12 protein-coding genes are annotated in these 12,774 nt (G+C 60.9%); 6 read left to right on the top strand and 6 right to left on the bottom strand.

Annotated elements, in window-relative coordinates; translation table 11 throughout:
- Nucleotides 1-13: 13 nt before the first annotated feature.
- The 3 genes from JJ889_RS14325 to JJ889_RS14335 all read right to left on the bottom strand — a co-directional run bounded on the left by JJ889_RS14325 (nucleotide 14) and on the right by JJ889_RS14335 (nucleotide 2,430).
- Entirely contained in the window at nucleotides 14-367 is a 354-nt protein-coding gene (locus tag JJ889_RS14325) for an I78 family peptidase inhibitor (RefSeq protein WP_291896269.1), read from the bottom strand.
- Nucleotides 368-443: 76 nt separating this feature from the next.
- Entirely contained in the window at nucleotides 444-911 is a 468-nt protein-coding gene (locus tag JJ889_RS14330) for a DNA polymerase III subunit chi (RefSeq protein WP_291896270.1), read from the bottom strand.
- A gap of 40 nt (nucleotides 912-951) precedes the next feature.
- Complete coding sequence (locus tag JJ889_RS14335; RefSeq protein ID WP_291896271.1) at nucleotides 952-2,430, bottom strand: leucyl aminopeptidase; 1,479 nt, start codon at nucleotides 2,428-2,430, stop codon at nucleotides 952-954.
- Between the two features lie 123 nt (nucleotides 2,431-2,553).
- Between JJ889_RS14335 and JJ889_RS14340 the strand changes: the two genes are divergently transcribed.
- The 6 genes from JJ889_RS14340 (at nucleotide 2,554) to rsmA (ending at nucleotide 10,216) form a co-directional block, all read left to right on the top strand.
- On the top strand, nucleotides 2,554-3,672 hold the full coding sequence (locus JJ889_RS14340) for an LptF/LptG family permease (RefSeq protein WP_291896273.1): 1,119 nt from the start codon (nucleotides 2,554-2,556) through the stop codon (nucleotides 3,670-3,672).
- Nucleotides 3,673-4,773 carry an LptF/LptG family permease gene (locus tag JJ889_RS14345; RefSeq protein WP_291896275.1) on the top strand — a complete coding sequence of 367 codons (1,101 nt, stop codon included), beginning with the start codon at nucleotides 3,673-3,675 and terminating at the stop codon, nucleotides 4,771-4,773.
- Nucleotides 4,774-4,854: 81 nt separating this feature from the next.
- On the top strand, nucleotides 4,855-7,041 hold the full coding sequence (gene lptD / locus JJ889_RS14350; RefSeq protein WP_291896277.1) for an LPS assembly protein LptD: 2,187 nt from the start codon (nucleotides 4,855-4,857) through the stop codon (nucleotides 7,039-7,041).
- Between the two features lie 66 nt (nucleotides 7,042-7,107).
- Nucleotides 7,108-8,370 carry a peptidylprolyl isomerase gene (locus JJ889_RS14355; protein WP_291896279.1) on the top strand — a complete coding sequence of 421 codons (1,263 nt, stop codon included), beginning with the start codon at nucleotides 7,108-7,110 and terminating at the stop codon, nucleotides 8,368-8,370.
- Nucleotides 8,370-9,365, top strand: a complete 996-nt coding sequence (gene pdxA, locus JJ889_RS14360) for a 4-hydroxythreonine-4-phosphate dehydrogenase PdxA (protein ID WP_366940133.1) — start codon at nucleotides 8,370-8,372, stop codon at nucleotides 9,363-9,365. Before JJ889_RS14355 ends, pdxA begins: the two co-directional genes overlap by 1 nt.
- Entirely contained in the window at nucleotides 9,362-10,216 is an 855-nt protein-coding gene (gene rsmA, locus JJ889_RS14365; protein WP_291896283.1) for a 16S rRNA (adenine(1518)-N(6)/adenine(1519)-N(6))-dimethyltransferase RsmA, read from the top strand. Before pdxA ends, rsmA begins: the two co-directional genes overlap by 4 nt.
- Here rsmA and gmk read toward each other — a convergent pair.
- The 3 genes from gmk to mltG are packed head-to-tail and all read right to left on the bottom strand — an operon-like array spanning nucleotide 10,203 to nucleotide 12,773.
- Nucleotides 10,203-10,859, bottom strand: a complete 657-nt coding sequence (gene gmk / locus JJ889_RS14370) for a guanylate kinase (RefSeq protein ID WP_291896285.1) — start codon at nucleotides 10,857-10,859, stop codon at nucleotides 10,203-10,205. The genes rsmA and gmk overlap by 14 nt on opposite strands.
- The gene (locus tag JJ889_RS14375; protein WP_291896287.1) at nucleotides 10,849-11,730 is read right to left on the bottom strand and encodes a YicC/YloC family endoribonuclease; all 882 of its coding nucleotides are present in this window, start codon (nucleotides 11,728-11,730) and stop codon (nucleotides 10,849-10,851) included. The genes gmk and JJ889_RS14375 overlap by 11 nt, the downstream gene beginning before the upstream one ends.
- A 2-nt stretch (nucleotides 11,731-11,732) precedes the next feature.
- Nucleotides 11,733-12,773, bottom strand: coding sequence for an endolytic transglycosylase MltG (mltG, locus tag JJ889_RS14380; RefSeq protein ID WP_291896289.1), 1,041 nt, complete (start codon nucleotides 12,771-12,773; stop codon nucleotides 11,733-11,735).
- Between the last annotated feature and the right edge of the window lies 1 nt (nucleotide 12,774).

Below are 12,774 nucleotides of genomic sequence, written 5' to 3' on the forward strand. Positions count from 1 at the left end.
CCAGAAAAATAACTTACCCGCAGGTGATGCTCTCTATGCGGTCATTGCGGTCGATACGGATGGTCAGGCGGTCGGCCCGGTATTCCATGGTCGTCATCGTATCAGGTCCAAGCACACGGAAATTCGTTGGCAGGACGTCACGAGAGACCGAGGTTCGCTGGCGACCGATATATTGCTGCAGGTCTTCCATGCCGCAATTACCGGTGATCGGCCGATGTACATCAGATGAGCCAAGCTCCTCGACCGGCATCATGGGCGGTAGAGCGTCCGCCGCCTGACCTGCAGATGGAGACTGCCCGGCCGGCTCACCGGAAGTGGCAAAACATCCCGACAGAAACAAAACCGATCCCAGGACCAAGACCCGCATATCACACTCACCCGCACTGACTACGCGGTCACCCTAGCGTCCATACAGCGAAGCTCAAGCGACAAATTGGACAGGGCTACACCTTCTTCTCCCAGCGACCGGCATCGGACTGGCGCCAGTAGGAGACATTCGCGCCAACACCGCTGGCTGTCTTCCAGAGCCCGCGCGCTGCAACGACGGCGCTCTCATCATTGCCATCGAACATCACGATAGTGCGTTCAAAGGCCTTGAAATCACCCGGTTCGGCCCGGTCCAAAAGGAAGAGGCACCGCGCGCCGTTCGGATTGTCATCGCCCAGGGTCAACAGGACGGGCTGGCGTTCGGCATGGGCCTCGCTGGCCAGTCCGTGCGGCGTGAAGCTTTCCTCGCGCCAGGTCCACAACAGCGCATCGAGCGCTTTCAACCGGGTCTCATCGCTCGACTTAATCAGGGCGCGCCAGCCCCGACCGATGGTTTTCTCGACCAGTTCAGGCAGCACTTCCTCCACGCTCGATCGCTCGAGGTGGTAGAACCAGAGTTCGCCTGCCTGATCGGAATTTGACATGAGAAAAAGGGCGGCCGTGGCCGCCCTCTCCTGTTCGGCGTCAGCCTTCGTAATTGTCGCGCACGAAACGGTCGAGGATACGTACACCCCAGCCCGTACCCCAGCTCGGCTGGCGCGGATCGTCCTTCATACCGCCCATGGCCGTACCGGCGATATCGATGTGACACCACGGACGCTCATTGACGAAGCATTTCAGGAATTCAGCAGCCGAGATGGAGCCGGCCAGGCGGCCTTCGCCGACATTCTTGATATCGGCATTCTTGGTCTCGATATGCTTTTCATAATCGGCACCCAGCGGCATGCGCCACACCGGCTCGTCCGACGCGTTACCCGCCGCAAACAGCTGCTCGGCAATGGTGTCGTCATTGGAGAAGATACCTGCACGGCTATTGCCCAGGGCAATCAGCATGGCACCCGTCAGCGTCGCCAGGTCGATGATCAGCTTCGGCTCGAAACGCCCCTGGGCATACCAGAGCACGTCACCCAGGACGAGACGGCCCTCGGCATCAGTGTTGAGGATCTCCACCGTTTGGCCAGACATGGAACGAACAACGTCACCCGGCCGCTGGGCATTGCCGTCCGGCATGTTCTCGACCAGGCCGACGATACCGATGGCATTCACATTCGCCTTGCGGCCTGCGAGAGCACGCATCAGGCCGACAACGGCAGCAGAGCCGCCCATATCGCCCTTCATCTCGTCCATGCCAGCACCCGGTTTCAGCGAGATGCCACCACTGTCAAAGGTCAGCCCCTTGCCAACGAAAAGCAGCGGTGCTTCGCCTTCCGCACCACCATTCCACTTCATGATGGCGATATGGCTTTCATGCTCGGAGCCCTGGCCCACACCCAGAAGCATGTCCATGCCCAGCTCGGCCATGGCCGCCTCGTCGAGGATCTCGATCTCGAGACCGTGTTCGGACATGCCCTCGATCTTCTTGGCATAGGTTTCCGGGTTGAGAACGTTTGGCGGCAGGTTGGTCACTTCACGCGCCATGTCGACACCGGCGGCAACGGCGCCCCAACTGTCCCAGGCGGTATTTGCCGCGGCGACATTATCAGCGGTGATGGTCATACCGGATAGGGAGGGTTTCTTGTCGTCGGCGAGCTTGGTGCGATACTCGTCGAAACGATAGGCCGCCATGCGGGCTCCCAGACCTGCACGGCCGGCGCCTTCAGCATCCGCCACACCGTCAAGACGCATGGTGATGGAGGTCTCGCCAGACAGCAGTATCTTGGACGTCACAGCCGCAGCGGATTTCTCGATGACGCTGGCCTTCAGCTCAGCCTGTTTGCCCAGTCCGAACAGGACCACGCGGTCAGCATTCGTACCGGCCGGCGCCAGCACTTCCAGGGTCTGGCCCGGCTTGCCGGTGAAGCGGCTGGCGGCAACAGCGCGCGACAGCGCACCACCGGAAGCATCATCAATCGCCTTGGCAGCGGCGGAAAAAGTCGAGTCGGCAAAGACCGGTACGGCCTGGGAACCTGAAACGGAATCAGCCGAAGCGAATTCGATTTTCATGGCAAAACCTCGCTAGAACAGTGGAACCGCCCGTATGTGATTGGGGCGAAAAAGATGGGTCGCGAAAGTGGTATCCGATCCGGAAGCGAGATAGAAGGCTGAACGCGCAGCTTTAGATCCGTCATGATTCTTGTTCAGCGATATTTCTTCCGACAACTCCTCTGGCCCTTCCTGACTTCGGTTGGTGCCTTTGCGGGACTGTCCCTGCTGACACAGAGTCTGTCGAATACGGATCTGGTCTCAGGTTATTCCGAAACGGCCTTCACCTTCTTCAAGGTCACGCTGCTGGCCCTGCCGCACCTGACAGCCCTCTTGCTGCCGATTGCACTGTTCGTGGCCACCCTGACCGGTCTCAGCCGCCTGTCCTCCGACAGTGAGCTTGTCGTCACCTCGGCCTCCGGCATGACACGCTGGGGCATGCTCTCACCGCTTATGCGCCTAGGCATATATGTCGTCATCGCCAACCTGGCGATTAATCTCTTTATCCAACCCGTCTCCTACCGGGAGATGCGGCGTAGCCTCTATGACCTGCGGTCCGACGTGGCCTCCAGCCTGGTGACACCGGGCGCCTTCTCACGCATCGGCGAAGGCGTGACGATCTATGCGCGCGAACGCACGCGTGATGGCCGCCTGCTGGACATCATGATCCACGATACACGCGGCCAGGAAGGGGCTGTCACATACACCGCCCGCGAGGGCGTGATCGCGCGTGGTGGCAATCGTACCGCCCTGGTCCTCATCAATGGCAATGCGCAATGGCTCGATGAAAACCAGGAAATGAACTACACGACCTTCGACCGGACCGAACCGGACCTGGAGGAGTTCTCGGGAATCGCAGACGCCATTTTCTTCAAGGAAAGCGACCGCTTTCTGCATGAATTGTTGTGGCCGGACGGATCCATTCTCGCACGCCCCGGCGGCGAGGAAAGTGCAAGGGCGGAAGCGCACTACCGTCTCTCCGCGCCGCTGTTCAATCTGGCTTTCGTTCTTATCGCCGCTGCGGCCTACCTGGCAGGCGATTATTCCCGCCTGGGTTACGGGCGACGAATAGCAATAGCCGTGGGCGCAGGGCTGACCCTTCGCCTCGTTGGTTTCAGCGTTCAATCTGGTGCTACGGACGACCCGGCCCTCAACATCGCCCAGTACATTGTTCCATTGATTGGAATTATCGGGGCGCTGGCCGTTATCTACTGGCCGGGCCGGGCCCGGCCGGATGCGCCGCCCGCCGCGGAGGCCCGCTAGATGACCGTCGCTAGCCACCTCAACCGCTACATGCTGAACCAGACACTGGCCGGCCTGGGTATGGCTGCCGGCGTGATCGGCGCGGTAATCATCCTCATCGATTTTGTGGAACAGTCGCGTACGATCGGCACGCGGGTCGACATCGGAGCACCGGAACTGGTCGGCCTCACGATGCTGAAAGTTCCCGCCCTACTTGAAACCACTCTGCCTTTCATATTCCTGTTTGGCGTCTTGACCGCACTCTTCCGCCTGAACCGGCGAAGCGAACTGGTTGTCATGCGCGGCTCAGGCATGTCGGCCTGGCGCATTCTGACCGCCCCCATGATCCTGGCGCTTGTCGTCGGCCTGTTCGGCACAACTGTGCTCAACCCGCTCGGTGCGGCCGGCAATGCCGCCTTCGAAGCGCGCCGCGATGCGCTGATGAATGTCCGCCGGGACCCCAATGCGGCCACTCCGGTCTGGCTGCGAGAGGCGAATGTCAACGGCTTCACCGTTATCGCGGCTACGTCTCTGGCGGAGGGCGACCGCGTACTGCAAGCACCGGCCTTTCTCTACTACGCCGTCAACGAGGATGGAGTTCCCGCGCTCGACCGCCGCATCGATGCTGACGCTGCGACGCTACAGGAAGGCTTCTGGGAAGTTGAAAACGCCGTCGAGCGTACGCCCAACACACCTTCGGTCGAGCTGGGCCTGATCACCCTGCCCACAGGCATCAACCGGCAGGCTCTCTTCGAGCGATCCCGATCACCTGAAGGGGTCTCTTTCTGGGACCTGCCGACGCTCATCGCCTCGGCCAACGAAGCCGGCTTGGCGACTGAGCGCTATGAACTGCGCCTGCACAGCCTGCTCGCCCTGCCGCTGACCCTGCTCGCGGCGACACTGATCGCCGCCGCTGCAACCATGCGCCTGCAACGTCTGGGCGGAGCAGCAGGTTTTGCGCTGGCTGGCGGTTTGACGGGCTTCGTGATGTTTTTTCTGCAGGAATTGCTCGGCTCTATCGGCGCAGCGGGGGCACTGCCGCCGCTAACGGCGGCCTGGGCTGCACCTGCCATCACCGCATTGCTTGCCCTGACCTATATTGCCTCGACCGAAGACGGTTGACGGCGTGGACGAAATGCCCGCTATCGGCTAGTCATGATGGCTCGGTCGGGTGGGGCCGATTCAATTGAGGGAGTGACGCGCATGGCGTCGCATTATCGCCGCATCGCTGCGGCCTTGCTTGCTTCAACATTACTCGCGTGTTCAGCTCCCGCGTTCGCCCTGCAGGAAACGCAGGACGACCAACCGGTCTATCTCGAAGCTGACACGCTGGATGATTTCGGGTCCGGAGAGGGCTATATCGCGCGCGGCAATGTACGGGTCCAGCAAGGCGACCGTCTGCTGATCGCCGACGAGCTGGAATACCGCCCCGAGGAAAACCGCGTCATTGCTCGCGGCAATGTCGAGATCCACGGCCAGGGCGAATACCCGCAATACGCTGACGAGTTCGAACTCGACAGCGAGATGTCCACCGGTATCGCAGTCGGTTTCGCGACCATGATGGAAAACAATGGTCGCATGGCTGCCGCGACGGCGGCTCGCTCCGAGGACGGTTCCATTCGTCTCGACCGAGCCTATTACACCGCCTGCCCACTCTGCGAAGACGGTGAACAGGAGCCGACCTGGCGCATTCGCGCGCGCGAAGTGGTCCAAGACACCGAAGATCAGATGATCTACTACAAGGATGCCCAGCTGGAGTTCCTTGGCGTACCGGTCCTCTACGCCCCGACATTCGCACATCCCGATCCGTCGTCAGAACGCCGTTCCGGTTTCCTGTTCCCAGGCCTGGGCGTTTCATCACGGCTCGGCTTCAACTACCAGCAACCCTATCTCTGGGCTATTTCGCCTCACCAGGACCTGGTTGTTGCTCCGCGCTATATGAGCAATGTGAATCCGCTGGTTTTTGGCGAGTACCGCAAACGATTCTGGTCCGGCTCCATGGCCTTCGAGGGGAGCTATACACACGAAGCCGAGGTCGACAGCGACGGCAATCGTTTCGGTGAGGAAGATGATCGCTGGCATATCTATGGCGGTGGACGTTTTCGCATCACCGAGGACTGGCGCTGGGGCTTCACGGTTCAGCGCGCCTCGGACGACCTGCACCTGCGTCGCTATGACTTCTCCGAGATCGACCAGGATCGTGGCGCCCCATTTGATCCGGATACGCGCCGCCTGCTGAGCCAGCTGTATGTAGAACACCGGTCACGCAATGCTTTTGGTACCGTGATTTCGGCCTCATACCAGTCGCTGCGCTCGCAGCGCGACGATGAATCCCTTCCGGATCTGCTGCCGGTGCTTGAATATCGTCAGGTCTTCACTGCCCCGGAAGGATGGGGGCGCGTGAATCTGGGGATCAATGGCGCCGTTCTCGACCGCGAGGTTGGCACCGACTATCAGCGCCTCTCGTCGAGCATTGACTGGCGCACGCGCTGGACCAGCCCGCAGGGCATCGTCGCAGAACCCTTCGCCCTTGGCCGAATTGATGCCTTCGAATACAGCAATGTCCCGGACGGAAATGGTGGCACTTATGGTGACGGTTTTGACCGTCAGGTCGGTCTTGCCGGTGTAGAAGTTTCCTGGCCGCTCGTACGCTCAGTCGAGGGTGGCGACATAATCGTTGAACCGATCATCGCCGGCGTGATCGCCACGGACGATCCGGTTTCCGCGCGGGTCCTCAATGAAGACAGCCTTTCCATCGACCTCGATGAGACCCTTCTCTTCCAACCGTCCCGCGCTCCGGGGTTCGATCTTTGGGAAGAGGGGCAGCGGGTCACAGCAGGTGTACGCGCGACGGCCTATTTCGGTGAAGATAGAATGCTTCGAGCTTTCCTCGGGCGCAGCGAGCGCCTTGATGGTGATGCCGTGTTTAGCGGTGCCAGCGGATTGGCGACCGAAAGCTCCGACTATGTCTTTTCCGGTGAAGTCGACTGGGGCGATTTCCAGGCCGCTTTCCAGACACGTCTGGACTCACGTGATATGGATATCGATCGACTGAGCGTTACGACGAGATATTCCAATGGACGGTTCAGTGGCGACCTTCGATACACTGACATCAGCGACGATGATTCCACACGCTCCGCCCAGCGTGAGATCATCGCCGGCGCCTCCTACCAACTCACCGAGCGCTGGCAGCTTGTCAGCGATGTGACGCATGATCTGGACCTCGAAACATCCCGCAGGCTCCAGGCTGGCTTCCGTTATCGTGATGACTGCACACAGATGGAAATCGTCTATGAGCGCCAGGATCTGGGAATTGACCGGCTTGGCCCGTCCGAGTCGATCCAGTTTAGGATCTCGCTGTTCACATTGGGAAGCGTCGCGCCTGACTAGCAACAGTGTCTCGTCATTGCGTTGTAAGCGATCTTGAGTAATCTTCCGGCGGAACGGAAAGAACCGATGTCACGCACCAGAAATTTCGTACTTGCTTCTTTTGCCGCCCTGACGAGCCTTTTTGGCGTCAGCGCGAGCGCTCAGATTACCGAGGGCGTTGCTGCTCTGGTCAATGACGAACCGATCACGACGGTCGATGTTCGCAATCGGATGCGCCTGATAATCGCTTCCACAGGGCTGGCACAGCTTGACCAGGAAGCCATGCTGCGCGTGCAGGACCAGGCCATCCGCGGCCTGATCGATGAACACCTGCAGCTGCAGGCTGCTCGCGAGTACGAGATCCAGGTATCGGAAGAAGAGATCATGCAGTCCCTGCTCGATCTCGCTCAGCGTAACAACTCGACCATCGAAGCTGTTGTCGCGGAGCTTGAGCAGTCCGGCGTCGACGTCCAGACGCTGCGCCACCAGATCGAGTCCGAGATTGCCTGGCAGATTTTGGTCAATGGCCGTTACGGCTCGCGCGTGCGAATTTCCGATCAGCAAATTGAGCTGGCGCTCGAGCGCCTGGCAGCCAGTGCGTCCCAGCCTCAGTTCCGCATTTTCGAGATGTTCTTCGAGATCCGCACGGCAGCATCCGAACAGGAAACAACCCAGCGCATCATCGGCGTAATGAACCAGCTGCAGCAGGGCGCGGCCTTCCCGCAGCTCGCGCAACAATTCTCTGACGCGCCGTCCGCCGCCACCGGCGGTGATATTGGCTGGATCGCAGCCTCACAACTGCAGCCGGAAGTCGCGCAGGTCATCCCGCAGCTGCTGCCGGTCTTCCAGCAAAATGGAGGCGCACTGTCCAATCCTGTCCGCGTGCCGGGCGGTTATATGATCATCGCTCTTGTCGGTGCCCGGGACGGCACCACCACGTTGCAATACGACCTCGTCCAGCTGACTGTGCCCACAAGCGCAGTAACCGACACGACGCGTGGCGATCTGGAACGCGCGATGAACCGCAATCCCGTCTGTGACACGCTGGATGCAGTCGCTGCCGAGATCGATGGTGCCATCGTGACTCCGCTGGGCTCCATTGGCGCAGATGCGCTACTGCCTCAGATCCGCGACTCGCTTGCCCCGCTTGACCAGGGTGAGAATACGGGCGTTATCGAAAGCGCTGCAGGCGTACAGAGCATTGTGGTCTGCGACCGCGCAATTGGCGGACCGGGCGTACCAACACGTGACGACCTTGAAGGTCAGCTGCGGGGCCAACAGCTTTCCCTGCTCTCTCGTCGCTGGCTGCGCGACCTGCGCCGCGAAAGCACGATCGAGATTCGCTACTAATGCCGCTTCCCTCTCCCATCGGCGTTACGATGGGTGATCCTGCAGGCATCGGCCCTGAAATCATCAGCAAGGCCTGGCACGAGCTGCGCGAGCGCTCTGACATCCCGTTCGTGGTGATCGGTGACCCGTCCTGTTTCAGCCAGGCTGTCCCGATCGAGAGCGCGGCTGATGCTGCGCAACATTTCCAAACGGAGCTCCCGGTTTTCACGCAGTCGTGCCCGCTCTCGAGGCCGGTCCGGCTTGGCGTTCCGTGTAGTGAAAATGCTGCAGCGGTCCGCAGCGCGATCGAGGATGCTGTCTCCCTCGCGAGAACGGGCGAAATCAACGCCGTTGTCACAGCCCCTATCGCGAAGTCGGTCATGTACCAGGCGGGGTTCGACTTTCCCGGCCACACCGAGTTTCTCGCAGACCTGACGAAGGACGCTCCGCTCGACGGTCCCAGGGGGCCACTGATGATGCTCTCGGGTGGCGGTTTGCGTGTGGTGCTCACCACGATCCATATCGCCCTTGAAGACGCAGTTCGCGCGGTCAATCCCGAGCGCATCAAACATGTCGCCCGGCTCGCCTACGCGGCCCTCAGGCGTGATTTCGGGATCGCCAGGCCGCGACTGGCCCTGGCCGGTCTCAATCCGCACGCCGGTGAAGATGGCGCGTTGGGGCGTGAAGAAATCGAGATCATAAACCCGGCAGCTGCCGAGTTACGCGATGAAGGTATCAATATCACGGATGCCATGGCCCCGGACACGATGTTTCATGCCGAGGCCCGGGCGCAGTATGACGCGGCCATTTGCCATTATCACGACCAGGGACTGATACCGGTAAAAACGCTGGATTTTCATGGCGGGGTCAACACCACTCTGGGCCTGCCGATCGTGCGAACCTCGCCTGATCACGGCACTGCGTTCGGCATTGCCGGCAAGGGCCAGGCGCGTGCCGACAGCCTTATCGCGGCGTTGAAACTGGCAGCCAGCATTGCGGAGAACCGGACGCGATGATTGATGAGCTTCCACCGCTACGCGATGTGATTGCCGCGCATGGGCTGGGCGCCAACAAGTCCTTTGGCCAGCATTTCCTGCTGGATCTCAACCTTACGCGCAAGATCGCCAGCCTAGCCGGAGATATCTCCCAACAGAGCGCGATCGAGATCGGGCCAGGACCGGGCGGGCTTACCCGTGGCATCCTCGCCCATGGCACGGGTTCCTTGCTGGTGGTGGAGAAGGACAGCCGGTTTCTCGGCGCGCTGGGCGAGATCGGTGATGCCTACCCGGGTAAACTCGAAATCGTCGAGGCCGATGCGCTCAAGGTCGACGAACCGGACGTCTTGCCGGAGGGGCCTTGCACCATCTTGTCCAACCTCCCCTACAATGTCGGTACACTTTTGCTGATCAAATGGCTGGAAGCCTCGCCGATCTGGTGGCGCCGGGCGGTGCTGATGTTCCAGCGCGAGGTCGCCGACCGCGTTGTCGCGCAACCTGGCAGCAAGGCTTATGGCCGCCTCGCCATCTTTTCCCAGTCCGTCTGCGAGACACGTCTGGCGCTGAAAATCCCGGCCCGGGCCTTCACACCTCCGCCCAAGGTGGAGAGCGCTGTCGTGGTTCTCGATCCGCTTCCCGAAGATCAGCGTTTCGATGATCTCAAAGCGCTTGGGGAAGTCACCGCGTCGGCGTTTGGGCAGCGTCGCAAGACACTGCGCCGGAGTCTCGCGGCAGCGGCCGGCAAGACCCGCGCTTCCGCAGAAGAATTGCTGCAGACAGCCGACATCGATCCGGGCCTGCGCGCGGAGACGATTGATATTGCGGGTTTCCAGAGGCTTGCACGGGCCTGGCGGGCCGCTACTGCTCCATAAGAGCGTCGACAAATTCACCCAGCCAGGGGTGGCGGTTGCGCTTCAGGCGTTCCGCGTGCAGGGCCTGATTGAGCTTTTCGAGTGCGCGCGCGAAGTCATCATTGACGATGACATAGTCATACTCGTTCCAGTGCGAGATCTCGTCCTTGGCGCGGTTCATGCGATCGCGAATAACCTCGTCGGAATCCTGGCCGCGCTTGCGAAGACGATCTTCGAGCAAGGCCAGCGATGGCGGCAGGATAAAGATACGCACGGTGTCCGCAGGCGCCTGGTCCGCAATGATCTGTGCGCCCTGCCAGTCGATATCGAAAATGACGTCACGACCTTCGTCGATGGCTTCCATGACCGGGGTTTTCGGCGTGCCGTAATAGCGACCAAAAACTTCTGCCCATTCAAAAAAGTACCCCGCATCAATGCGCTTCTTGAATTCCTCGACGGAGATGAAGTCATAGTCCTGGCCATTGATCTCGCCCGGGCGCGGCTTTCGCGTCGTACAGGAGATGGAGAGGACAACATCAGGATTCTGGCTAAGCAGGCGTTTGGAGAGCGTCGTCTTGCCGGCGCCGGACGGGCTCGACAGCGCGATCAACACGCCGCGACGACGGCCTCTGAAAATGGTACCGGAAAAGCCGTCACTCGACATTCTGGATCTGCTCCCTGAACTGATCGATCACGTTCTTCAAATCCAGACCAATCTGCGTCAGCGACGAGTCAGAGGATTTCGAACACAAGGTGTTCGCCTCACGATTAAACTCTTGTGACAAAAAGTCGAGTTTGCGCCCCACCGGGGAGCCCTGCTTGAGCAGTTCCCGAGCCGAGGCAACATGCGCGCGCAAACGGTCGAGTTCCTCGCGCACATCCATCTTGACAGTGAGCACTGCGATCTCGGCAGCGAGGCGGTTTTCCTCCAGCTCGGCATCGACCAGTTCCGCGATCTTGGCGGACAGGCGATCACGGATGGCATCGATGCGTGTGGCGGCATTGGCCTCTGCCGCATCCGTCAGGACTTCCACCTTGTCGATATGTCCTGCAAGCACGGGGGCCAGGGCCGCCCCCTCTTCCTCACGTGCAGACTTCAAGCCTTCCAGCGCCTCGCCGAGACCTTCCAGTAGCGCCTTCTCCAGCGCAGCCCGCGCTTCGGGATCCGGATCCGCTGACGTCTCGAGAAGGCCGTCAATTGCCAGCAAACCATCCAGACGCGGGCGCTCGACCTGGTTGGACAGAATCAGGTCCTCCGCCTGTGCCAGTAGTGCATCAAGCGCTGAACGGTTGATCACTGGTGCCGACTGGCTGGCATCTCGCTTGAGATTGAGCGAGGCCTGAAGATTGCCGCGAGTGAACCGTTTGCGGGCCTGTTCGCGGATCTTGAGATCCAGGCCGTCATGACCAGAAGGCACGCGAGAGCGCACTTCCAGCCCCTTGCCATTGACACTGCGCACTTCCCAGATCCAGCGGACATTTTCGTGCTGGCCTTCGGCGCGCGCAAAGCCGGTCATGCCGGAGAGCTGGCTCATGTCTAGTTTCCTGCCTGGCGGCGCTGCCGCTCGATCTGGCGCCAGCGGCGCACATTCTGCTGGTGTTCCGCATACGTATCGGCAAACACATGACCACCGGTACCATCCGCAACAAAGAAGAGCGCGCTCGTCTCGGTCGGGTTCAGAACCGCAGCAATTGCTTCGCGGCCCGGATTGGCGATCGGCGTCGGCGGCAAGGCCGGGATCTGATAGGTGTTCCAGGCGTTGTTCGGATTATCGATCTCGGAGCGACGCAGGCCACGGCCCAGCGGCTCTCCCTGAGAGATGCCGTAGATGATGGTAGGGTCACTCTCCAGCCGCATGCCACGACGCAGGCGGTTCACAAAGACGCCAGCGACTTCACCACGCTCGCCACCAATGCCGGTCTCCTTCTCGACGATGGAGGCCAGGATGATCGCCTGCTCACGCGTTTCAAACGGCAGGTTCTCGGCCCGCTGGTCCCACAGCGCGTCCAGTAGGTCATCCTGGGCACGACGCATGCGGTCGACGATTTCGTGGCGGGAGGTTCCGCGGGTCACCAGATAGGTTTCCGGCAAGAGGTCACCCTCGGCGGGTGGATCGGTGATCTCGCCTGTCAGCACGGCTTCCTCGGCCAGGGAGCGTACAATCATGGCACTGGTCAGCCCCTCGGCCAGTGTAATCGGGTGCTGGACGGTTTGGCCGGACCGCAGGAGTTCATAGATCTGGGCCATGGATGCCCCGGCCGGGATCTCGTACTCGCCAGCGCGCAGGGATCGATCGCCCTCGTCGAGCGTGATGGCAAAGCGGAAGATCCGCGCATCACTGATCAGGCCCTCATTTTCCAGCTGGGTTGCAATGCGGATCAGCCCTGCGCCACGAGGCAGGGTCGTCACAGTGGCCTCAGCCGTTGGACCGGGCGCCGCAAACTCGTCCTGCATCCAGCGATAGCCGGCATACACCCCGCCTGTTGCAAGCAGTGCAAGAACCACCAGGGCTATGCCGCCCCAGATAAGGAGCTTCATCCACAGCGGCGCAGACTTGCGCGCTTCCACTTCACTCATG

The organism is Maricaulis sp. (assembly GCF_017643475.1).
In the GTDB taxonomy this organism is placed as follows: domain Bacteria; phylum Pseudomonadota; class Alphaproteobacteria; order Caulobacterales; family Maricaulaceae; genus Maricaulis.

Excerpts from the sequence above, each read along its gene's own strand:
- JJ889_RS14335 (WP_291896271.1), bottom strand. The coding sequence starts at position 2,430 with ATGAAAATCGAATTCGCTTCGGCTGATTCCGTTTCAGGTTCCCAGGCC.
- JJ889_RS14330 (WP_291896270.1), bottom strand. The coding sequence starts at position 911 with ATGTCAAATTCCGATCAGGCAGGCGAACTCTGGTTCTACCACCTCGAG.
- rsmA (WP_291896283.1), top strand. The coding sequence starts at position 9,362 with ATGATTGATGAGCTTCCACCGCTACGCGATGTGATTGCCGCGCATGGG.
- JJ889_RS14375 (WP_291896287.1), bottom strand. The coding sequence starts at position 11,730 with ATGAGCCAGCTCTCCGGCATGACCGGCTTTGCGCGCGCCGAAGGCCAG.
- JJ889_RS14355 (WP_291896279.1), top strand. The coding sequence starts at position 7,108 with ATGTCACGCACCAGAAATTTCGTACTTGCTTCTTTTGCCGCCCTGACG.
- mltG (WP_291896289.1), bottom strand. The coding sequence starts at position 12,773 with ATGAGTGAAGTGGAAGCGCGCAAGTCTGCGCCGCTGTGGATGAAGCTC.
- JJ889_RS14345 (WP_291896275.1), top strand. The coding sequence starts at position 3,673 with ATGACCGTCGCTAGCCACCTCAACCGCTACATGCTGAACCAGACACTG.
- pdxA (WP_366940133.1), top strand. The coding sequence starts at position 8,370 with ATGCCGCTTCCCTCTCCCATCGGCGTTACGATGGGTGATCCTGCAGGC.
- lptD (WP_291896277.1), top strand. The coding sequence starts at position 4,855 with ATGGCGTCGCATTATCGCCGCATCGCTGCGGCCTTGCTTGCTTCAACA.
- gmk (WP_291896285.1), bottom strand. The coding sequence starts at position 10,859 with ATGTCGAGTGACGGCTTTTCCGGTACCATTTTCAGAGGCCGTCGTCGC.
- JJ889_RS14325 (WP_291896269.1), bottom strand. The coding sequence starts at position 367 with ATGCGGGTCTTGGTCCTGGGATCGGTTTTGTTTCTGTCGGGATGTTTT.
- JJ889_RS14340 (WP_291896273.1), top strand. The coding sequence starts at position 2,554 with ATGATTCTTGTTCAGCGATATTTCTTCCGACAACTCCTCTGGCCCTTC.